This is a genomic window from Cesiribacter andamanensis AMV16 (assembly GCF_000348925.1).
Taxonomy (GTDB): Bacteria; Bacteroidota; Bacteroidia; order Cytophagales; family Cyclobacteriaceae; genus Cesiribacter; species Cesiribacter andamanensis.
In genome coordinates, this window is record NZ_AODQ01000055.1 from 1 (window position 1) to 21,372 (window position 21,372).

The following is a 21,372-nucleotide window of genomic DNA, read 5'->3' on the forward strand; positions in this document are numbered from 1 at the left end:
TGCCACAGGGCGTTTACGGCAGCCAGCCGGCTGCAACTGAGGAAAACAATATGGAAATTTTCCCATTTTTACTTACGCACCACCCCCCTGAGCCAGACGTGCTGCCAGCCGGCACCTATGCCCTTTGCGGGCACATCCATCCCGCTGTTAGCCTGCGGGGAGCTGCCCGGCAGGCGCTTAGCCTGCCCTGTTATTACTTTGGCCCGCGTGTAGGAATGCTGCCGGCTTTTGGAAAGTTTACGGGATTTTACAAAATTAAACCTAAAGCAGGCGATGCGGTGTATGGGGTGCTCCCCACCAAAGTGATCTGCCTGAGCGAGCAGCCTGGCAGGGCCGATGAGTAGCCATGTAGGTTTTTCTAAAAAAAATAACAATAAAGCGGGTTACTTTTATAGGGTAGGTCGTATTAAACAGCAGCGAGCTAGATGAAAGACAGTGAGGTTCTGGAACGCATTAGCCGCGGGGACGAAAAGGCGTTAGATTTTCTGTATAAGAAATACTACCGCATGATGACCCGCCTGGTGGTTACCCATGGGGGTAGCGATCAGGAGGCGAAAGATGTGTTTCAGGATGCCCTGATCGTCTTTTGGCAAAAAGCTGCCAGCGGCAATCTTGTACTTACTTCCAAGATCAGTACCTACCTTTACAGCGTGTGCCAGAACCTGTGGCGAAAAGAACTGGAGCGTAAAAGCAAACTGGTGCACGAGGCAAAGGATGGGGAGGTAGGTATGGGCGATGACAGCAAGGAACGCATCCAGATCATCCGCGCCTGTGTGGCAGCTCTGGGCCCTACCTGCCGCAATGTGTTGAGTTATTATTATTTTGATGGGATGTCGATGGACCTGATCGCCGAAAAAATGGGGTTTGCCAACACCGACACCGCCAAAACAAAAAAATATAAGTGTAAGAAGAAGCTTGATGAGCTGGTACGAAGCAAGTACAGCAAAAGCGACTTTATGGATTAGCCCATGATGGAAAACACCCCCCATAACCATCGCCTCGACGAGTATCTGCTGGGTAAACTCTCTGCCGAAGAGCAGGCTGCCATGGAGGCCAGTATGGCCGCCGACAGTCAGCTTCAGGAAGAGGTGTTGCTGCAACGCGACATTGTGCATGCCCTGCAGGAAAACCGCCGCCTTGAGCTAAAAAACCGGCTCGACAGCCTGGATGTAGGCGCTGGTGGATTCAGCACTGCCCTGGGCCTTAAGCTAGCCGCCGGCGTGGCCCTGCTGGGTCTTGTGGGTGTTGGCGCTTTCATGTACCTGAACACCGAGGCCCCTGCCGATCAGGATGGGCTGCCAAGCCGCTTCATTGAGCTGAGTGCCCTGGAGCAGCAGCAGGATAGCAGCCTTCCCCCTCTGCCTGAAGTGGTAATACTGCAGGAAGAACTGTCCGCCAGCCCCCTGGCACAGCATACCCCTGGCGAAACTCCGGCCGAACCTACCGGCAGCCCTGCCCCTAATCAGGCAGCCGCCCCGGCCAGTAACAACGCGGTGGCCAAAGCCGAGAAGAAGCCAGCCAGTACCCCTGCCCAGGCCGTGGTACAGAAACCCAGCGTACTCACCGACTTTAAAGATACTGACCTGAACAGCGTAGGCCACCAGGGCGAAGCGCCGGTGGATGTACTGAGCCGCAACCGGCAGTTTACCACTTCTACCATAGAGGTAAGCGCCCAGCAGCACGATAAGTACGACTTCCACTACCAGTTTTTCGATAGCAAGCTGTTTATCTTTGGCGATTTCAACAACAAGACCTATGAGATTCTGGAGATCAACATGGATGGTACCCGGAGCTACTTCCTGTACTTTGAAAATAACTACTATGCCCTGAAGACCGATCAGCAGAAGCTTACCCGCCTGCGGCGCCTGAGCAGCGAAAAGCTGATAAAGGAACTGGACATCACCCGCACACAAAAATAAACCCGCACACTACTCCCAAACATTGGCAGCCGGCATTTTCCGGCTGTTTTTGTTTTTGAGCCCCCGAGTGAGTAATTTGCCCCTTCATCACCAGTGGCAGTCCGCCCCTATGGCAGCAAAAGCACGTACCCGTAAGATCAATAAAAAAAAGCTGGGCAGCTACCCCTTTCTTAGTGTAGTGTTCAGCATCAGCATGGCGCTTTTTGTACTGGGCCTCTTTGCCCTTTTGCTGCTGCATGCCAATAACTTTCAGCGCCTGATCCAGGAAAACCTGGAGGTGCAGGTGTACCTGGAGCGAGACCTCTCGGAGGCCAACCGGATCAAGATCAGCAAAACCCTGGCCGGCAAGGGCTACACCGCCTCTAAAGAAAATAAGGCCCAGGTGCGTTACATCAGCAAAGAGCAGGCGGCCAAAGAATTCCTGGACAATCCCGAAGAAGAAATTGCCCTGCTGGGCGATAACCCCCTGCGCGACTCCTATGTGCTGCGCCTGAAGCCGGGCTACTACCAGCCCGACAGCCTTGAGCTGGTGCAGGCCGATATCCAGCGCCTGTCGGGGGTGCACGAAGTCACCTATGTAAAAAGCCTGGCCGAATCACTCAACGAAAACCTGGCCAAGATAAGCCTGGTGCTGCTTGGTTTTGCCGCCCTGCTGCTGATTGTGGTGGTGGTGCTCATCAACAATACCATTAAGCTGGCCCTCTTTTCCCAGCGTTTTCTTATCCGCAGCATGCAATTGGTAGGGGCTACCGGGCGTTTTATCCGCAAGCCGTTTTTAACACGCGCCTTTTTTCATGGCATGCTGGCCGGCATTGTGGCCTCTGCCCTGCTCTATGCCCTGCTGCACTGGGCCTACGACCGGGTAGAAGACCTGCAGCTGCTGGCCGACTGGCAAAACACCCTCCTTGTATTTGGCATTCTGGTAATTGCCGGCGGCCTGGTGGGCTGGTTCAGCACCTGGCGGGCCATGAACAAGTATTTACAACTTTCGCTGGACGAACTCTATTAATCCATTATGGAAAACCAACCGAATATTCTGCCCTTTAAAAAGATCAACTACATGCTGATGCTGGTGGGCATAGGCATACTGGTGCTGGGCTTTGTGATCATGAGCCTGGACAGTGAGCCACATGGCTTTGGCCCCCTGGGCTTAACGGTGGGCCCCATCATTGTTATGCTGGGCTTTATCTTCGAGCTGTTTGCCATCCTGTACAATCCCAAAAAATCCTGAGGCTGCACTTGAGCCAGCTGCTAAGCCTACCGGGTGCTTAGCTGGCTCCATCTGCACCCTGCTCCTGCTTGTTCACCCCCTGCTGCTGCGCACATGCACGGCACCCTATTTTTACCAGTACCGCTGGGTATGAGGAAAACAGAATACAATTTTGCCGAAGGAGAAGTACTGCTTCTGGATAAACCCTACCGCTGGACCTCCTTTGATGTGGTCAATAAAATGCGCTGGGGCTTGAAAGTAAAAAAGATCGGCCATGCCGGCACCCTGGACCCCCTGGCCACCGGCCTGCTGGTGCTCTGTACCGGCAAAATGACCAAGCAGATCGAGACTTTTCAGGGCTGGGAAAAAGAGTATACCGGCACCCTGGTACTGGGCAAGACCACCCCATCCTACGATCTGGAAACCGACTTTAACAGCGAGGCCCCCTTTGCCCATATCCGGCAGGAGCAGCTCTACGCCACGGCAGCCTCCCTTACCGGCCCTCTGCAGCAGATCCCTCCCCAGCACTCCGCTATCAAAATAGGGGGCAAGCGGGCCTACAAAAGCGCCCGGGAGGGCAAGGAAATCAAAATGGAACCCCGTTCGGTGGAAGTGCCGGAGTTTGAGATCACCGGTTTTGCACTGCCCGAGGTGCATTTTCGCATAGTGTGCTCCAAGGGCACCTACATTCGCAGCCTGGCGCATGATTTTGGTCAGCTGCTGGGCACCGGCGCCTACCTGAGCGCCCTGCGGCGCACCCGCATTGGCAGCCTGCGCATAGAAGATGCAATAGAACCCCTTGCATTACTGGACCATATAAAGGGTAGCACGCATGAAGATCTATGACGGCCTCCAGGACTTTACCCGCCTGCCCCATGCCGTAGTTACCAGCGGCACCTTTGATGGGGTACATATTGGCCATCAGAAAATATTAAAGCAGCTGGTAGATGCCGCCCGGCAATCCGGCGGCGAATCGGTACTGATCACCTTCTGGCCCCACCCCCGCCTGGTGCTGCATGCCGATAGCCGGGACCTGAAACTGCTGTCTACCTTTGAGGAAAAGGCCGAACTTTTGGCCTCCTTTGGGGTTGAGCATTTGGTGAAAATTCCCTTTACCGAAGCCTTTTCCCGCCTGAGCTCCAGCGAGTTCATTCAGCAGGTGCTGGTAGAGGGCATTGGCACCAAAAAGCTGGTGATTGGCTACGACCACCGCTTTGGCCGCAATCGCGAAGGTAGCTTTGAGTACCTGATGGCCAATAAGGCCCGCTGGGGCTTTGAGGTGGTGGAGATTTCCCGCCAGGATGTAGACCATGTAGGCGTAAGCTCTACCCGCATCCGCAAGGCGCTTTCAGAAGGGAAGGTAGAAGAGGCCGCTCAGTTTCTGGGCAGGCCCTACAGCTTTGCCGGCCTGGTGGTAGAGGGTGATAAAATAGGCCGCAACCTGGGCTTTCCCACGGCCAATGTGGAAATACCGGAGCATTACAAGCTCATCCCTTCCGATGGGGTGTATGCCGTGCGGGTACACCATACTAACAGCCTGCTGCCGGGCATGCTCAACATTGGCATGCGCCCAACCGTAGGCGGGCAGAGCCACCGCCTGGAGGTGCACATTTTTGGCCTGGAAGAAGACCTGTACGGACAGCAGCTTCGGCTGGACCTGGTGCAGCAGATCCGGGAAGAGCTGAAGTTTGACTCCCTGGACGAGCTCAGGCAGCAACTGGCCCTGGATAAAGAACAAGCACTTTTCATTCTACAAAACTATAACAATCAGTTATAGCGCTTAAAATCAGGTGGTTATAATTTTACTATTGTTTCAAGGAACATATATTGTACAAAAAAAACAGGGAGCAAAACCCCCTGTCTTTCCTTAATTCAATTTCTAAATTAGGACGTGAACCAATTGCGATACGCGCAAAAGTATTTTTAATGTTTTTGGTGTACCCCCTTTGGGTTCAATTTTGGCTGTGTGACAATTCTACTGGGACGGCGGTGACAAAGCAAAAGGCCACAGAGATTAAAAAAAGAAAAGAGCAGGGGCATCCCGCCCCCACTCTAGCCACAGAGTTACTAGGCAGTGATGCCTTCCAGCTTAATGAAGTTGTTTTCCCGCTCATAAGCAAGATCCCCTCTCCAGGTCACTTTGTAGGCTACTTCGTGATTTACAAAGGCCTCTCCGGCTTGTGTGGTCGTTTCGATCATCAAGCCCTCAGTTACCCCCCAAAAGGCTTTGGTAAAGTCGCCAACCACTGCAATGTCGTCGCCGATCAGATTGGTATCAAGCGGGGTAATGCCGCTGATCAGGCTGGGAGCCTGAATGTACTGCCCGTCTGTAGACTGCAGCAGGGCCAGCGTGCCAAGGTTATCAGGGCTGATAATATACGCATTGGGTGAGGAGTTCACCTTACGAGCTTTTGACCATGCCTGCACAAAGGGTGCATAGCTGTTCAGGGCACCAACGGCGGCAATAGACTGAGCGCCTGCCAGCACGGTAATGCCGGTGTAGGGGTCAGCTGCAGTGCCGGCTCCCAGGATGAATGCGCGGTCCAGCTCATCGGCAATAGCCTGTGCCAGCTCGTTTACAATAGCCTGAGCGGCGTTGGCGGAATCCTTGGCCAGCTCCCGGCTCATCTTCACCACCACACCCATGGTCTTGGCCTTCAGTTCCATTTTATCGAAGGTCATATCCTGGAAGGTGAAGGCAGCGCCCTCAGCCTTGTACTCAGCTGTCAGGCCGCTGGCTACCTTGGCAATGGTCAGGTTGCCATGTGGCATCGCTACGGTGCGAACGCCGGCCCGCATAGCAATGGACTTTTCCCGTACCAGGTCAATAAGCTGGTTGCTCATTACGGTGGGGATCGTCACAGAGGAGCTGCCGGCAGTGGTCATCAGGCGAAGCTCTTTGTCAGCGCTCTTATAGTCGCCGGTGGCCAGGGCTCGCAGGGCGCGGCCAAGGTCAAGGTCTTTCTCTTCGTGCGAAGGGTTAGACAGTTTTTCTTCTGGAGCCAGCACTTTTACATCGGCTCCGGTGCTGGCATCAATCCAGCGATACTCTTGCTTTTTGGTCTTGATCTCTGGTTTCATAGTTGCCAGTATGTTTTCTAATTGGTTGTCTCTTTCCTCAATCAGTTGGTCCCGCTCGTCCTGTAGAGCGTTGATCTCTTCGTCTATGTCGCAGATTTGCTGTTCAAAGCCATCGTAGCGCGTTTGCTCGTCTTGGTTGAAATTACGCTTTTCCTTTGTGGCTTTATCGTTGATCGAACGCATGTTAGCCAGGGCCTCTTTGCGCTGTTTGATCTTGCCATTGATTTGCTGTCTTAGCTCCTTAATCTTTTCCATTTTTGGTCTGAAGTAAATATTTCTCAATCAGGTCGGCGGGGATCATATCTTTATGCACATAGCGGCGGTTGCCGTCCGGTGTGCCTTCCAGGTTCTCAAGCTTGGCAATGGTGTTGGAGTCGATAGCCCCCACATTGAACAGGCCCTTGTATAGCTCGGCCCGGTCCTTTGCGTTTGCTCTCAGCAAGCCGTCAAGGGAGAACTCTGCAAAGGTGTCATCGTTGGGGAACAGCTTACGCTGCAGCTCGCTCTCCCAGCGGGCCGCATGAGGCCGCAGGCAGTACATAACGAACTCGCTGGACTGCATCTCAATGTTAGAGAAAGAGGCGTTTTCCAGGTTGTTGAGCAAGTGGTTGGGTATGCCGAATATCCGGGCAACCTCCTCCAGCTGAAAGCGCCGTATTTGCACGTTCTGGCTCTCCTCAGGCGTGTTGCCAATCCGCTGGTACTTCATGCCACCGCCCAGCACTTTGGTAGCGTGGTTGTTCTTTTTACCGTGTGCCTCCTCATACCAGGCAGCCTTCAGGGCTGTGCGCTGATCGGGGTTAAGCGTGGCCTCTGTGGTCAGGATGCCGCTAAGGGTTGCCCCCTGGCCAAAGTAGTCAGCGCCGTACTTCTCAGAGGCCATGCCCAGGCCTATGGCTTCCCGGGCGTACTCAATAGGGCTCATGCCCTTTACACCGTCCCAGCCCAGGCCGGTAACGTGCAGGATATCCGTATGCTTGTAGCGCTTCTTTTCAATCTCATAGGTGAGGCTGTCCCCCTGTGGATAAGTGGCCACCTTGCCGGCCGGCACGTACTCCAGGGCCGTTACCTTGCTCCCTCTGCGATGGATGATCGAATAGGCGTTGCCCTCTGTGAGGAGATCCACCTGCATGATCTGGCGCCACGTAAAGGAGCTCATGAGCGGGTTAGGCTCGGAATGCAGCAGCCTGTACAGGGGATTGGTTTTGTCCACCTCTTTGCCCGTTGGGGTGCTCTTATACACCTTGAGTGGCACGCTGGCCATGTTCTCACTTATGATCCGGATACAGGCATACACCGGGCTCCAGCGCATAGCGGATTCCCGCGTTACCAGCTGGCCTGAACTGGTAACGGCTCCCCCGCCCAGAAAGAAGGATTGCCAGTTGTCAATTTGGCTGAGTTTTACCGGCTGGGAACGTTGCTCCCCACCGTAACTGAATAGTGATTTTAGCCAGCTCATACTATGCTAGTCTTATCCGTTGGGTTTGTGCTTTGTTGAATGCGCCTATTAAGGAGGTGCCTTTAATCTCAAATTCTACTTTGCCCAGCTCTTCAGCCAGGTTCTCCCGGCCTCGGATGCTGGCATAGGGCACTTTGTTCACATTAAAGGGCGGATCCACTACACCGCCACCACTGCCACTGCCCCCAAAGGGGCCTTTTGAGAAGGATTTGCTTACCACCTTACTCAGGGCCATCAGTGTAATGCCGGCCGCAATGGCCGGGGCACCGGTCAGGCCCAGCTTATCCAGTGACATACGGGCGCCACCTATGGCAATCATCTGCTTACCCAGGGTGCCCATAAAGCCGCCAATGGTTTGGGTAATGCCGCCAAAGAAGTTTTTCAGGCCGTTGGAGCCGTCTCCCAAATTGGTGAATGCATCTCCAATGGTATCAGCGAAGCCCTCAATCAGGGGGGTAAGGTCTATCATCTCCTGAGCAGCTGCAGAAGCCTGCTCAAACTGCTTTGTCCAACTGAGGTCGGCGCTGTCTGCTTTGTCCTTGATGCTCTTCAGCGGGTCAAAGTCTTTGGCCGTCATATCCATCAGGCCAATGCTCTGAATTTTAGGCAGGGTGTTGTAGGCTTTGGCCAGGTTGTTCACCCGCTCAATTTCCTTTTCAAGGGCCATCTGTCGCAGGCCTGCTTCAAAGATGAATTTCTCTGAATTGCTGGTGTTGATCTGCTCTGAAAGCTCCTTATGTTCTTTTCTGAGGCGGCCCAATATGCCCAGATCTGCCATAGCCTGCTTAGCGGCCTCCGCATCGGCTGCAATCTTTTCCCGGGTAGCCTGTGCGCCTTTCTGCTGTGCTTCTACAAGGGCGTTGGTAGCGGCGATCTGCTGCCGTATGGCCTCGGCAATGATGCTGATCTTATTGGCCTCATCATCCCGACCCATGATGTGTTCCCCTACCTTAGATAGAAAGCCCTCACTGCGCTGCTGTTCCTGCAAGTCTGCCAGTACGCTTTGCAGCTTTTTGAGGTTGGCAATACCCCCTTGTATGCTTTCAGTGTCTACGTATTCCTTTGCCCGGTCTTTGGTACCGGACATGTGGAAGGTAACTGCCTCAGTAAGCTTGGTAAGCCCTTCAATGGCTTTGGCGATCGGGCCGGTATTGCCCTTGCCGATCGTGTCCAGCATTTTGGTATAGCTGTCTTCCAGGTTGGAAAGCTTACCGGTAAGGGTTTCCGATACTGCAGCCATAGAGCCGCTTACGCCCTGTGCATCCCCCAGGGAGAGCACGTATTTCTTGATAGCCTCTTCGGTATTCTTTACCTCAGTGGTGACGCCCTTGAAGGTGAATTTTACTCTGTCGCCTTCCTTTTTCGCCTTAACTCCGAATTCCTTGAGCCTCTCGAATTCCGACGTCATGGCATCAAGCAGCGCCTCTGAAAGCTGGTCAAAGCTTTTGCCGGTGCTGCTGGCCAGGTCGCCCAGCTGGCGCATTTCGTTGGTCGTAGGCTTAAAGCCCCGGTTGGTAAGCTTGATGAAGGAATCCGTCAGCTCCTGTACTTGGTAGGGGGTTTTGCTGGCAAAGCTCTGGATCTGGTCAAAGGCCAGCTCAGCGGCGCCCTTGCTGCCCAGGGTGTTGGTGAGCACGGCTTTCATCTTCTCGAACTCAGCCGTTACCTGAAAGATCTGCATTCCAAGCCCCGCCGCCTGGCTGGCAATGGCTGTCAGCATAAGCGTGTTGCCAATGGTGTTGGCCGTTTTGCTGAAGTTGTCCAGCTTGCGGTTCACCTGCTGCATGCCCTTATCGAAAGAGGCAACGTCAGCGGTAAAGCGTATCGCGAGGCTTGATAATACAGACATACCTTACGCCTCGTTTCTGCCGTACTTTACTGCCAGTTCGCCGCAGCGGTATTGCTCGTAGTAAACTACCAGCTTGCCCAGCTCGGCACTATCTACAGCGTTGTAGCGGTTGAAGGGGCTGCGCTCGCCAAAGATCTGGGCAGAGCCATCAGTGTAGTGTACTTCCCCATAGGCGCCATCTGTAAAGACGATCTGTTTCACCCCCTCAAAAGGGCGTTTTTCCAGCAGCCGGTCAGTTAGCCAGCAGAGCAACGTTTTGCCGGTCAGGCGGCTCTTTACGTCATGAATCAGGGAATACACCTGAAAAACTTTTGAGGCCTTCCGAGAGGCAATAAGCACATAAATCAGAAGGGCATATTCCTGAATGCTCAACTGCTCTGCATGTTTGGGCAGGGCGCCCGCCTGAGCCAATAGCGAAGCAGAACGCTCGCAGCGAGATTGGCCAAATTGATTGCCGAGATCAGTATGTGAAAGTAACCTGTGGGTAGACATAAGCGTGTGTGTTTACCCAAAAGTAGAGAGCTGATAACGGAGCCAGTTAAGGTTTCCTTAACTCGGAGTCTCTATGTAAGAAAATAGCTGTTTCTGCATAAAGTACCAGGGCGGCCTCGAGCTTGGCAGCACACGAAAATCCTTATGGCAGCGGTGGTGGCCGAGAAAGCCCCAGAGATTATTTTTTGCCGCCGGATCGATTGAAAACAGCGGGAATTTTAACGAAATCAGGAGGCTTTTCACCTGTCTCTCCTTTGTTTCCTTGCAGCTGGTAGGCTTTCTGATGCCCACCCGCCCCCCTATCTAAAATGAAGTGACAGCGATTTTTTTTCACGGGGACGTCGGTCGTGGCCTGATCGCTGCTCAGAGATTTTTTAATCGGTTCTCCCGCACTGGTGATCGATCAGTTTTTGCACCAGTGAGTGTGCCTGCTCAAAGCGTACGGGGTCAGGATCGCTCAACAGCAGCCAGTGGTCCTCCATGATCATGTAGAGCAAATAGGGCTTGCCGGGCTCTGCTATGCTGGCGTATTTGGCTCCTGCCTGCATGTAGTCAAGCCATATGTTGCCAGTGTTGAACTCATGCAGAGGGAACATGAGCAGGTTCTTGGTTTTAGGGTCAATGATGCCGGGTTTGGCTTCTACAATCTTGAATATGTAGGGTGGTATCGGGTTCTTTGGTGTGGTATTGGTTCTCATGGGTGTGGGTTAGGTTAGTGTTTTTTAAGTCGGGGGTATGAATGAAGAGGGGGGCATGTAGAATCCCTATATTTATATAGGGTTCTATATCCCCTCATTCTATATCCCCCCTTAGATATAGAGAGAAGGATGTAGCGGCTACATGTAAGATTGTTTCTATATCCCCTATAAAGGTGAGTTCTCATAGCGTGCTTTTTCGCTTAGCCAGTAGTACTGCTTAGCCTTATTGCGCTCCTCCTCTTTGTTGCTTTCGATCAGGCCCAGGCCCTCAAAGAAGAGGGCGGCCCTTTCGGCGTCCTTCTTAAAGAAGTCTGAGTGCTTGCTGTATATTTCCTTAACATTCTCTCGAAAGTCGCTGCCCCGCTGCTTTGGGATATCCTGAAAGACTTCTGCTAGATAGGTGCAGTGTTCTTTCAGGGAGTACCGTTCTAACTCCCACTTTTTCGCCTCCTGTGGCTTTTGCTTTTTCTTCATCTCTTTAAGGGCCCCATCAACATCAAAGTCATGCAGGATCTCGGGCAGGTTTGTTTCTGAGTTATAGCCTATGGCGAAGGGCTTAAAAGGCTTCTTTCTGGTATACTCAGGATGCACAATTGAAACGTCCTCATTATTGGCCACCTTCTCCACCCGAAAGACCGTTTCGGCCTTGTTCTGTAGCTCAGTGCCCAGGTGGCCACGGATGGTGCTAGCGGCCTTGTTTTCGTGTATAACCATTACGATATGGCACTGATATTTTGAGGCCCAGCGCCTTATATCATCCACCAGCTTTTTACTACCTGCCTCATCGTTTACGCTGTCAATTAAGTCCCGTATGCCATCAATTACCACAAAGCCAACTGACTGGCTATGTATGTGGATAAGTGCCCAAATGGTTTCGTAACGGTCTTGTGTAGGTTCTTCCCCTAACCAGACAGGCCTCAAATTATTTGTGTCTTCTATCTGTGCCAGCTGGGCAGATCGTATGACAGATTCCTGAGCATCGCACTCATCCTGCTCAGTATCGAAGTACAAAATGCCCCTCTTTTCCTTGGGTAAGTAGCTCCTTATTGCGTTGCAAACCTCATTGCCGGAAAGCGTTGCAGCAGTCAGCATAGACAGTACAAAGGTCTTGCGGCTCTTGGCCTTACCTGTCACCAGGGAGAAGTTGCCTATTCTACAAATAGAATACTCCTCCATTCCCTGCCGGATGGCCAGAACTACTGGCGGCTTTGGGATCTCTGCTTTCAGGTCAATTGTCCGGAGCTTTATGATTTCCAATATTCTGGGGTCTTCCCAAGGCTTACGCTCCTTTTCCGCAGCATTAACAGCGTCGTCCAACGAAGGCAAATAATAGGGGTTATCCTTAGGCAAAGTACCCTTATTTACTGCAGGGGGGTACCCCCCTATGGGCTTACTCACAGGTAGGTTGCTCATGCTGAGACGTATTGGGATGAAAGTAACTCAACTAGTTTTTGCAGGTCTTCAATTTCCTGCTTCTGCTGCTGGTTGATCCGCTGCAAGGCTTGAATCATCTTAAGCTCAGTTTCAGCAGCTTCAGCTATGTACTGGTAGGCCTGAGCCTCGTGGTAGGCCAGGTGCTTTACGACTACACCGCTGCTATTTATCAGTATCCTGAAAATGTCAATCAGCTGCTTACTTTCCTGATAATCCCTGAGCTGGTACTGATTCATTTGCTTCAGGTTTTCCAGGCGCCTCAGCTTGTGTTCTATCTGATCGACAATAGCCCTGCCTGCAGAGTATGCCGCTTTAAATGCCGCTTTTGCCTCCAGCACATCAACGGAATCAGGCGGGGCGTTGCGGGGCGGGAAATTCTTCGTATCTTCAGCGGGGGAACTCTTGGGGGGTGTGCTGGTGCTACGCATTGGCCCCCCTTTTCTTTTTCGCCGCTTCTCTAGCAAGGGCCTCCCTGGCCAGCTCTTCGTTCGTCTTGCGCCGGCCGGCCTTCAGCCAGGCGGTAAGATCATTCTTGGAAAAGAATAGGCGCCTGGCCCGTTTGCTTACCGGAATCTCAGCTTTGTGTACTTTATCGTAGATGGTGGGAACTGACAGGCCTAGGAACAGAGAGGCCTCTTTGATGGTAAGAATCTCATCAGCCTCAGGCGTATGTGCTGTGGCCTGATCTTTCAGAAGCCTTTCTATATTGCTCAGCTTTTCGTGCAGCTGTGCCACGGCCTCGGGTAGTTTTTCAAATGTGATGTTTGTCATTACGGCATGTGATTTATTGAACATGCTGCAATGAGCAGAGAAGTAATTACCAGCAATTACCCAGTATTACCAAAGGTAATTGCTGGTAATAAAAAGTTATTTGACGTAGGCAATCAGCCTTGATTCATAATTTGTCAAATACTCCTCTGAGATGTTGTCAAAGGTTTTTCCATCGGTGCCCAGGTTCAGCCCCTTAATTTCTCGATTTAGAATACCGGCCAGCTGCGAGCGGTTAACGCTCTGCCTAATGATCCCCTTTGACTGCAGGTATTTTATCCAAGAGCAGATAACACCCTTGTGCTTTCTCGGGCTTCCTATAAAGTTGTTGCCGGCGTCAATTACGGGCGGAGCCACCATTGCCAGGGCGTTGATGTACTTTGGCCAGGCTTCTGTAGTGAAGATGTCGGCAAAGGTTTGGGGGTTTTCTTCTAAGGGCGTGCTTATCATTGGTGGTAGAATTGAATAAAGTTGTAAGTATGAAGGTTGTGCGTCAAGCAGATCTAATTCCAGGCTCACAACCTCGGAAAATGCTTTATCAAGCGCCTTAGCCATTTCAGTGCTCTGGAGGTCATCAAACTTAGAAAATTCATGGTACCACTTTTTTGTAAAGCTTCTAATCTTGTCAAAACAATGGCTATCCGGATTGCTAAGATATCGGCGTAACGCTATGCCTTCATCTAGAAACTCAAGGAGATTGGGTGTCTGAGCGTCCATGTTAAATGTCAAGCTTTATACGATCGGCTGCATCTTCTTTCAACTTATCCACAATCTTGGCATATACCTGTGTCATGCTGATTGATCGGTGCCCTAGCATCTTGGAAAGGGTAAAGAGGTCCGTGCCTGCTGAGAGCTGGAGCGTAGCATAGGTATGCCGGAAGCTATGGAATGTAATAGGCTTTGTTATACCTGCAGTCAGCAACCACTCCTTTAGCTTTACGCTGGCGTGAAAGTAGGTCAGGCCAGCGAATACCGGCGCCCGGTCCTCTCCCCGCTCTCCTAGCAATTCATAGGCCTGCTTTGAGATGGGCAAGGCCAGATTATCAGCGGTCTTTTCCTGCCGTATATGAATGATGTACTTGCCGCCGCTCTCCTGGACCTCTCCCCAACTCAGCTTCTTAATGTCCCCGTACCGTAGGCCGGTAAGAGCAGAGAAAAGCGCCGCGTTTTTCAGTACCGGCATGTAAAAATCTGTACTGGCCAGCTTCTGCAGCTCTTCCAGGGTTAGAAAGTTTTTGCTGGTTTCCTTGGTCTTGATGGGCTGCACCCGTACGGTTAGATCCTTATCAAGATAGCCCTCTTTATAGGCTTCCTTCAGTACGGTTTTCACTACCTGATAGTAATGTCGGGCCGTGTTCTGTGAGAGGCGCTTAACCCTCAGGTTTAGCTTTGGTTCCAGCCTGAGCAGGTACTCCCGAAAATCATTGATAAGGGTTTCGGTTATATCCAGAAAGGTCAGGTTGTCCCCGGCAAAGTTCTTGAAGTGATCCAGGCTGACGCTCCAGCATTTGAGCGTGTTGCCGGTTCGCTTCTGGGCCTGCTGTTCAAAGTAAGGGATAAACTCAGCCGCCTTTTTCTTGCTGGCCAGAAATCCGTAGTTGCCGGCCTGTATCTCCAGCTGGCGCTTAGCCTTGATGTTCTCTGCAAGCCCTTTGGTTTCCCGGTTGTGCTCCCTATCCAGTTCGGTTTTTGGCTTATCAAAAAGGAAGAGTTTAAGGTACTCCCTTCTGACGGGTTGGCCTGTTTCGGGATGGGGCACAGGGGGGTAAATGTCCAGGTACAAGCTCTGCCTGTTCCCGGACATTGGTTTGGTGCGGATCTTTACTTTGGTCATGTGCCTATGCCTTCCGATCCCGAACCTGCATCAGAACTTCTCTCAGGTCGACATACATATCAGTCACCTTATTCACCCATTCCGGATTGTATGCATCATTTACTGCATCATTCATAAAGCGGGTGTAAAGCTCGTTTAGCTGGTCCAGGTGGCTGGTAGCTTCAGCGGGTGTAAAATCAGCAGTTACCACAGTAGAAGCGGCATTTAATTGCTGAGGCTGGGCTTGAATGTTGGTTGTCATGGGGCAAAAAGTTTATTATTGTAAGATGATTTTGCGCCCGGGAACAAGATTTTTGTTCCTCAACATTGCTCATTGTTCCCAAGGCACAAGCAAGGTACAAAAAGGACCAAAATAAAACCATAGTAGATAGTAATTAATATTAAAGAAAAAATGCCCATACGTAGATTAGGGCCAGTTTTAGGGCCATCTTTTACCTGTTCAGTTTGTGGCAAAAGTTTCATTCTACATAACCACTAGATTTTTATGATCAACAAGGTAGTCTCCAATGCCGACGAAGCCCTGCAAGACATTCAGGATGGCGCTGTGCTCATGCTGGGGGGCTTTGGCCTGTGCGGCATTCCGGAAAACAGCATTGCCGCCCTGCTGCGCAAGGGGGTAAAAGGCCTCACCTGCATCTCAAACAATGCCGGTGTAGATGACTTTGGCATTGGCCTGATGCTGCAAACCCGGCAGGTAAAGAAAATGATCTCCTCCTATGTTGGCGAAAATGCCGAATTTGAACGCCAGCTGCTCAGCGGCGAGCTGGAGGTGGAGCTGATTCCCCAAGGCACCCTGGCCGAGCGTATCCGGGCCGGCGGCGCAGGCATACCGGCCTTTTTTACGCCGGCCGGGGTAGGTACCGAGGTAGCCCGGGGCAAGGAAACCCGGGAGTTTGGGGGAAAGACCTACCTGATGGAGAGCTGGTTGCGGGCCGATTTTGCCCTGGTAAAAGCCTGGAAGGGCGATACGGCCGGTAACCTGATCTACAAAGGCACCGCCCGCAACTTCAACCCCATGATGGCCGCCGCTGGCAAAATTACCATAGCCGAGGTAGAAGAACTGGTTCCCGCCGGTGAGCTAGACCCCAACATGATCCACACCCCCGGCATTTATGTGCAGCGCATCTACCAGGGTCAGCAGTATGAAAAGCGGATCGAGCAGCGTACCGTTCGCTCCTAAGCTAGTTTCTACCCCTTATTTTTCACACAAAACCGCATTCACACATGGCTTTAGATAAAATTGGCATTGCCAAACGCATTGCCCGGGAGGTAAAAGACGGCATGTACATCAACCTGGGCATTGGCATCCCCACCCTGGTAGCCAATTACATTCCCGACAATATAAACGTTGAGCTGCAGTCCGAAAACGGCCTGCTGGGCATGGGCCCTTTCCCCACCGAAGCTGAGGTAGATGCCGACCTGATCAATGCCGGCAAGCAAACCGTTACCTACCTGCCGGGCGCCTCCATCTTCAGCTCGGCCGAAAGCTTTGGCATGATCCGCGGCCAGCATGTGCACCTGACCATTCTGGGCGCCATGGAAGTATCGGAAAGGGGAGACATTGCCAACTGGAAAATTCCCGGCAAGATGGTAAAAGGCATGGGCGGCGCCATGGACCTGGTGGCCTCAGCCGAAAACATCATAGTAGCCATGCAGCACCGCAGCCGCGATGGCGCCAGCAAACTGCTCAAAGAGTGCAGTTTGCCCATCACCGGCCTGCGCTGCGTAAAAAAGATAGTGACCGATCTGGCTGTATTAGAAGTACTTCCGGAAGGGGGATTTAAGTTGCTGGAACGCGCGCCCGGCATTAGCGTAGAAGAGATCAGGGAAGCCACCGAAGGCAAGCTTGTTGTGGAGGGAGAGATTCCCGAGATCCAGATTTAACTACTACCTAATCTATGAAACACCCGTTCTATTCTCTAGTCCCTGTTATTGCCCTGTTTGTTGCGCTGCTGAGCAGCTGTTCTAAAGATGAACCCTTTGTGCTTTTTCCGCTGGAGCAGGATGTGGCCCTGGGTGCTGAGGTACACCAGGAGATCCTGAACATGCCCGATAGCCTGCCCATTCTTTCGCAGGAGCAGTATCCGCAGGCTTACCAGTACCTGAGCAGCATGATGGACCGCATCACCGCCTCGCCCGATGTGCTCTACAAAGACCGCTTTGGCTATACCAATGTCTTCATCATCCGCAATGATGAGGAGCTGAATGCCTTTGCCACCCCTGGCGGCTACATTTATGTCTATACCGGCCTGATCAAGTACCTGGAGACGGAAGATCACCTGGCCGGCGTGCTGGCCCACGAGATCGCCCATGCCGACCGCCGCCATACCGTACGGGCCATCCAGCGCGAAGTAGGCCTGCAGCTGCTGCTGGATGTGGCCCTGGGCGAGCGCCAGGGGGCCGTGGTACAGGTAGCCCGGGCGCTGGGCAACCTGCAGTACAGCCGCAGCAATGAGGAGGAGGCCGACCAGTACTCAGTACGCTACCTGAGCAATCCGCAGAGCCCCTACGCATGCGATGGCGCTGCCGGTTTTTTTGAGAAACTGCTGGCCGAAGGGGGTACCGATGGACCACCCCAGTTTCTGAGCACCCACCCCAGCCCCGCCAACCGGGTGGAGGACATTCAGGCCGAGGCACAAAGCCTTGGCTGCGATGCGGATCCCTGCAGCACTTGCTCCTATCAGCAGTTTAAGAACATGCTGCCCTAAGGGGACCACTACTACGCACAAAGGCACTCCGGCATTGGCAAAGGGGTGCCTTTATTGTTTACAGAAACTTCCCAAGCCTGCCCTGCTTAACATTTGGGCCGGCAGTTGCGTAAAGCCCTGTATGAAAACGTTACTTCCCTCCCTCTTCCTGATCCCCCTTCTGCTGCTGGGCAGCTGCAGCGGCGAAAATGCCATCAATGTGTTCAGTCCCGAAGATGATGCCGCCCTGGGTGCTCAGGTAAACCAGGAGATCCAGAGCCAGTCCGATAAATTTCCCATCCTGGATCCGCAGCAATACCCCAAAAGCTACGAGTACCTCAATGGCATTGTGGGGCACATTCTGGAAAGCGGGCAGGTGCGCTACCGGGATGAGTTCAACTGGACTGTGTACATCATTCAGGATGACAATACCCTCAATGCCTTTGCCACCCCCGGCGGCTACATCTATGTCTATACCGGCCTGATCAAGTACCTGGACAAGGAGGATGACCTGGCAGGCGTACTGGGCCACGAGATTGCCCATGCCGATCTGCGGCACAGCACCCGGCAGCTGCAGAAAATGTACGGCCTCAACCTGCTGCTGAACCTGGCCTTTGGCGATGGGGGTACTGCCGAGCAGATCATGGGGCAGATTGTGGGCAACCTTACCGCCCTGAGCTTTAGCCGGGAATATGAGCGCGAGGCCGATATGCGCTCGGTTGAATACCTGGCCGCTACCAATTATGAATGTGATGCCACCAAATCCTTTTTCATAAAACTGCGCGAGGCCGAAGACCAGAGCGGCCAGGTGCCTACCTTCTTAAGCACGCACCCAAATCCCGAAAACCGCATTGCCGCCATAGAGGCTCAGAGCCAGAAAATGGGCTGTAGCACCGAGCCGCTGAACCCGGCCAGCTACCAGGCCTTTAAGCAAAGCCTGCCCGGCCCTACCAGCTCCCGGGCCTCAGGCGGACAGACCACCACTGGTGGCAGGGCCTCCGGCACCGACTGGTAAGGGGGCATTCATAGTCCTTTGGGAAAAATTTGGGGAGCAGGCGGGGCAGGTATGGCCGGGATGTTGTTACTTTGCGCCTCTATTTACTTACGGCTATGAGAAAATCAAGAATACACTTTGAAGTTGAGCTGGACGAGCAAAACATTCCCGAGCGCATGTACTGGGATGCTACCGATAAGGAAGACGACGGCCTGAATGAGACCAAGTCCATCAGCATATCGGTCTGGGATCATTTTCAGCACAATACCATGCGCATTGACCTCTGGACCAAAGACATGTCCATGGACGATCAGAAGCGCTTTTACATTGACTGCATTGGCGGGCTGGCCCAAAGCATCCTCACCGCTACCGGCGATGCCTACATGGCCGAGGAGATCAATGCCCTCTGCGAAAAATTCATTACGCATGTGCGCAAAGAGCAGGAAGAGCGCCGCAGGAAAGAAGGCTGATTGCCTGTACGCTACTCTGTACTTACCGGCAGGCTTATGGTGAAGGTACTGCCTTCACCAGGGCTACTGCTTACCTCTACCGTGCCGCCCAGGGCACTTACCTGCCGCTTGAGCATATAGAGGCCGAGCCCCTTGCCCTCTATGTGAGGATGAAAGCGCTGATAGAGCGTAAACAGGCGCTTGCCATACTTCTCCAGCTCAATGCCCAGGCCATTGTCGCTCACCATCAGCCGGTGCTGATCTCCCTGCCGCCAGCTGCGCACCGAGATCTCCAGGGGCCTGTCCGGGTGCCGGTACTTTAGTGCATTGCTGATCAGGTTATAAAAAATACTCTCCAGGTAGGCCGGGTGGCTCCGGATCACCTCCTCCTCAAACTGGGTTGTGATGGTGGGATTGCTCTCCCCTACCTGCAGCTGCAGCTTTTGCAGGATTCCCTGCAGCACATCCTCATAGCGAATATCCCGGTAAAATTTACCCAGGTTCTGCTCTACAGCCAGTACCTGCCCCAGATCCATGATGATGGTGTCCAGCTTGTTTACCGACTGGTCCAGCATGTTGAGGTACTGCTTGTTTTCGGTGCCTTCTACCAGCCGGCGGTCAAACAGGCGCAGCAGGCCCAGCATGCTGGCAACGGGCCCGCGCAGGTTATGTGAGATGATATAGGCAAACTGCTCCAGTTGCTGGTTGCGCTTGCGCAGGTCCAGGTTGGCTTTGCGTAGCTCGCCGGTGCGGGAGTTGATCAGTTTTTCCTGGTTTTCATTCAGGATGGCCAGCTGTTGAAACTGTTCTTCGATGAGCTGCTGCTGCTCATTGAGCCTGCGGTTTTGGGTAATCACTTCTTTTTGCTTTTGCTGCAGCTTAAGCGTACGCTCCGATACCCGCTTTTCCAGAATCTGCTGCTGATGTTCCAGCAGTTCCTTTTTTTCGTTCAGGGCCAGCAGGGCTTCTTCCTGGGCCTCCTGGCGCTCCTGGCGGTATTGCCGAATGCGGTCGGCCAGGGCCAGCGAAAGCAGCAGGGCATCCAGTGTACTGCCAATCATCACCAGCTGGCTGGCCGTTTGCAGATCGCCCATTACCCCCATCGATTGCAGGCTGTAGGAGAGCAGGCCCACCAGGTACACCAGCCAGGCCAGCAGAAAGTAGCGGGCCGAGCGCTGGCCCTTGCGCCAGGCCGTGCCGGCCACTGCTACAATCACCAGTACATTAACAATGTACACCTTGGCAATAAGCGACACTACAAAGCCATAGGGCAACACCATGCTTAACAGCGCCAGGGAAAACACCCCAATGCTCAGCCCCACCAGGCCCTTGTGCAGAAGGGGCGTATAACGCTTCGACTCAATAAAAAACATGGTAAACACCAGGGCAAAACCCGTTGACAGCAGCAGGGTTACCCCCGACATCAGGTTATTGATCTCGCCCCCCCAGGGCCACAGAAACTGCTGGGCATGCCCGTAAAGATAGGTTTGCGACAGCAGGCTGAAGAAGATGAACAGGCAGTAATAGAGATAGGAGGCCAGCCTGAGGCTGGCATAGAGAAAAAGGTTATAAAGCAGGATCAGCAACAGCGCCCCATAGTACAAACCATAGATAAAGTAACCAAGGGCGCTTTCCTGGTAAAGGTAATGATCCTGCTTGATGCTGAGCGGAAATGACAAGGCGCCCCGGGTACTTACCCGAAAGTAGTAAGTGCTGCTGTGGGCCGTATCCGGCCGGATCTGAAAGAGGTAATTGTAGTAAAAGCGCAGTCGCTTATCAAAAGGCAGCAAATCGCCATTCAGCTCGGCCTGCCACTGGCCGTTAGCATCCTGGTAGTAGAAGGTAATGGAATCCAGGGGCGGATACGCAATATCAAAGAACAGGCGGCTATCGGGCAGCAGGCGGTTATGGAGCTGCAGCCGAAACCAGTAGGGATGGTCTACAAAGCCAAAGCTGCTCCTCCCCCTTTCTACCGGCTCAAACTGGCTGGCCAGCTCCGGCCGCTGCACATCCTGCAGCTGCAGGCGCCCCTCCGGATCGGGCAGCAGCATCAGCCAGCTGTTCACCTCCTGATCCAGCAGCGAATCGTGCACCACCAATGGGGTCTGAGCCCTCAGCAGCCCACACAGCAGAAGTAGTAAAACGGCAGTAAGGCTGGCGTTGGCAGTCATGCAGGCCTTGCTTTTAGAGGAAGATAATCGCTAAATGTACAAAAGGGGCCGAAAACAAAAAAGCCCGACCATCAAAGTCGGGCTTTAGCACTCCGTAGGGGAGTCGAACCCCTGCTACCAGAATGAAAATCTGGCGTCCTAACCACTAGACGAACGGAGCGTCTATCTTTATGTGCAACCGGATGCGCGTTTGCATCCTTTAGCACTCCGTAGGGGAGTCGAACCCCTGCTACCAGAATGAAAATCTGGCGTCCTAACCACTAGACGAACGGAGCGTTTCGTAAATTGTGATGCAAATATAGGGGTCTTTGGCAGATATACAAAACA

23 protein-coding genes, 2 tRNA genes and 1 pseudogene are annotated in these 21,372 nt (G+C 52.9%); 12 read left to right on the forward strand and 14 right to left on the reverse strand.

All coding sequences use genetic code 11. The features are described 5' to 3' along the window. The 7 genes and pseudogenes from ADICEAN_RS11195 to ADICEAN_RS11225 all read left to right on the forward strand — a co-directional run. Positions 1–344 (forward strand): annotated as a pseudogene (locus tag ADICEAN_RS11195) (hypothetical protein); the annotation flags it as partial. An 81-nt stretch (positions 345–425) separates the two neighbouring features. After that, entirely contained in the window at positions 426–965 is a 540-nt protein-coding gene (locus tag ADICEAN_RS11200; RefSeq protein WP_009195713.1) for an RNA polymerase sigma factor, read from the forward strand. Positions 966–968: 3 nt separating this feature from the next. Continuing rightward, positions 969–1,919 (forward strand): hypothetical protein, encoded by a 951-nt coding sequence (locus ADICEAN_RS11205; RefSeq protein WP_009195714.1) that lies wholly within the window; start codon positions 969–971, stop codon positions 1,917–1,919. A gap of 109 nt (positions 1,920–2,028) precedes the next feature. Further along, on the forward strand, positions 2,029–2,928 hold the full coding sequence (locus ADICEAN_RS11210) for a cell division protein FtsX (RefSeq protein ID WP_009195715.1): 900 nt from the start codon (positions 2,029–2,031) through the stop codon (positions 2,926–2,928). A 6-nt stretch (positions 2,929–2,934) separates the two neighbouring features. Beyond that, the gene (locus ADICEAN_RS11215) at positions 2,935–3,150 is read left to right on the forward strand and encodes a DUF3098 domain-containing protein (protein ID WP_009195716.1); all 216 of its coding nucleotides are present in this window, start codon (positions 2,935–2,937) and stop codon (positions 3,148–3,150) included. Between the two features lie 129 nt (positions 3,151–3,279). Continuing rightward, positions 3,280–3,975 (forward strand): tRNA pseudouridine(55) synthase TruB, encoded by a 696-nt coding sequence (truB, locus tag ADICEAN_RS11220; RefSeq protein WP_009195717.1) that lies wholly within the window; start codon positions 3,280–3,282, stop codon positions 3,973–3,975. Beyond that, positions 3,962–4,906 carry a bifunctional riboflavin kinase/FAD synthetase gene (locus tag ADICEAN_RS11225; protein WP_009195718.1) on the forward strand — a complete coding sequence of 315 codons (945 nt, stop codon included), beginning with the start codon at positions 3,962–3,964 and terminating at the stop codon, positions 4,904–4,906. Before truB ends, ADICEAN_RS11225 begins: the two co-directional genes overlap by 14 nt. Before the next feature lie 290 nt (positions 4,907–5,196). Here the strand turns inward: ADICEAN_RS11225 and ADICEAN_RS21205 are convergent, their stop codons facing one another. From ADICEAN_RS21205 to ADICEAN_RS11280, 11 genes are all read right to left on the reverse strand, one after another. Beyond that, positions 5,197–6,465 carry a phage major capsid protein gene (locus tag ADICEAN_RS21205; protein WP_009195719.1) on the reverse strand — a complete coding sequence of 423 codons (1,269 nt, stop codon included), beginning with the start codon at positions 6,463–6,465 and terminating at the stop codon, positions 5,197–5,199. Then, positions 6,452–7,669 carry a phage portal protein gene (locus ADICEAN_RS11235; protein ID WP_009195720.1) on the reverse strand — a complete coding sequence of 406 codons (1,218 nt, stop codon included), beginning with the start codon at positions 7,667–7,669 and terminating at the stop codon, positions 6,452–6,454. Before ADICEAN_RS11235 ends, ADICEAN_RS21205 begins: the two co-directional genes overlap by 14 nt. A gap of 1 nt (position 7,670) precedes the next feature. Further along, the gene (locus ADICEAN_RS11240) at positions 7,671–9,518 is read right to left on the reverse strand and encodes a tape measure protein (RefSeq protein ID WP_009195721.1); all 1,848 of its coding nucleotides are present in this window, start codon (positions 9,516–9,518) and stop codon (positions 7,671–7,673) included. Positions 9,519–9,521: 3 nt separating this feature from the next. After that, positions 9,522–9,890, reverse strand: coding sequence for a hypothetical protein (locus ADICEAN_RS11245; protein WP_152426398.1), 369 nt, complete (start codon positions 9,888–9,890; stop codon positions 9,522–9,524). Positions 9,891–10,384: 494 nt separating this feature from the next. Then, on the reverse strand, positions 10,385–10,708 hold the full coding sequence (locus ADICEAN_RS11250; protein ID WP_009195723.1) for a hypothetical protein: 324 nt from the start codon (positions 10,706–10,708) through the stop codon (positions 10,385–10,387). Between the two features lie 165 nt (positions 10,709–10,873). Further along, positions 10,874–12,121 carry an AAA family ATPase gene (locus ADICEAN_RS21210; protein ID WP_009195724.1) on the reverse strand — a complete coding sequence of 416 codons (1,248 nt, stop codon included), beginning with the start codon at positions 12,119–12,121 and terminating at the stop codon, positions 10,874–10,876. Continuing rightward, positions 12,118–12,570, reverse strand: coding sequence for a hypothetical protein (locus tag ADICEAN_RS11260; RefSeq protein WP_009195725.1), 453 nt, complete (start codon positions 12,568–12,570; stop codon positions 12,118–12,120). The genes ADICEAN_RS21210 and ADICEAN_RS11260 overlap by 4 nt, the downstream gene beginning before the upstream one ends. After that, entirely contained in the window at positions 12,563–12,913 is a 351-nt protein-coding gene (locus tag ADICEAN_RS11265; RefSeq protein ID WP_040396833.1) for a helix-turn-helix domain-containing protein, read from the reverse strand. The genes ADICEAN_RS11260 and ADICEAN_RS11265 overlap by 8 nt, the downstream gene beginning before the upstream one ends. Positions 12,914–13,009: 96 nt before the next feature. Next, a complete protein-coding gene (locus tag ADICEAN_RS11270) occupies positions 13,010–13,627 on the reverse strand; it encodes a hypothetical protein (protein ID WP_009195727.1) in 618 nt (205 codons plus the stop codon). Position 13,628: 1 nt separating this feature from the next. After that, the gene (locus tag ADICEAN_RS11275) at positions 13,629–14,744 is read right to left on the reverse strand and encodes a tyrosine-type recombinase/integrase (protein WP_009195728.1); all 1,116 of its coding nucleotides are present in this window, start codon (positions 14,742–14,744) and stop codon (positions 13,629–13,631) included. A 4-nt stretch (positions 14,745–14,748) separates the two neighbouring features. Then, positions 14,749–14,985, reverse strand: a complete 237-nt coding sequence (locus ADICEAN_RS11280) for a hypothetical protein (protein WP_009195729.1) — start codon at positions 14,983–14,985, stop codon at positions 14,749–14,751. 243 nt (positions 14,986–15,228) lie between these two features. Here ADICEAN_RS11280 and ADICEAN_RS11285 point away from each other — a divergent pair, with 243 nt between their 5' ends. The 5 genes from ADICEAN_RS11285 (at position 15,229) to gldC (ending at position 18,895) form a co-directional block, all read left to right on the forward strand. Further along, positions 15,229–15,924, forward strand: coding sequence for a CoA transferase subunit A (locus tag ADICEAN_RS11285; RefSeq protein ID WP_009195730.1), 696 nt, complete (start codon positions 15,229–15,231; stop codon positions 15,922–15,924). Positions 15,925–15,968: 44 nt separating this feature from the next. Next, positions 15,969–16,628, forward strand: a complete 660-nt coding sequence (locus ADICEAN_RS11290) for a 3-oxoacid CoA-transferase subunit B (protein WP_009195731.1) — start codon at positions 15,969–15,971, stop codon at positions 16,626–16,628. Between the two features lie 14 nt (positions 16,629–16,642). Beyond that, positions 16,643–17,452, forward strand: a complete 810-nt coding sequence (locus ADICEAN_RS11295) for a M48 family metalloprotease (RefSeq protein WP_009195732.1) — start codon at positions 16,643–16,645, stop codon at positions 17,450–17,452. A 121-nt stretch (positions 17,453–17,573) separates the two neighbouring features. Continuing rightward, positions 17,574–18,446, forward strand: a complete 873-nt coding sequence (locus ADICEAN_RS11300; RefSeq protein WP_009195733.1) for a M48 family metallopeptidase — start codon at positions 17,574–17,576, stop codon at positions 18,444–18,446. Positions 18,447–18,541: 95 nt separating this feature from the next. Continuing rightward, a complete protein-coding gene (gene gldC / locus ADICEAN_RS11305) occupies positions 18,542–18,895 on the forward strand; it encodes a gliding motility protein GldC (RefSeq protein WP_009195734.1) in 354 nt (117 codons plus the stop codon). Positions 18,896–18,906: 11 nt separating this feature from the next. Here gldC and ADICEAN_RS11310 read toward each other — a convergent pair whose 3' ends face one another. The 3 genes from ADICEAN_RS11310 to ADICEAN_RS11320 all read right to left on the reverse strand — a co-directional run bounded on the left by ADICEAN_RS11310 (position 18,907) and on the right by ADICEAN_RS11320 (position 21,320). Then, positions 18,907–21,045: a 7TM diverse intracellular signaling domain-containing protein gene (locus ADICEAN_RS11310; RefSeq protein ID WP_009195735.1), complete on the reverse strand. Its 2,139-nt coding sequence runs from the start codon at positions 21,043–21,045 to the stop codon at positions 18,907–18,909. A gap of 88 nt (positions 21,046–21,133) precedes the next feature. Further along, positions 21,134–21,205: transfer RNA gene (locus tag ADICEAN_RS11315), tRNA-Glu, on the reverse strand. Between the two features lie 43 nt (positions 21,206–21,248). Beyond that, positions 21,249–21,320: transfer RNA gene (locus tag ADICEAN_RS11320), tRNA-Glu, on the reverse strand. Positions 21,321–21,372: the final 52 nt, after the last annotated feature.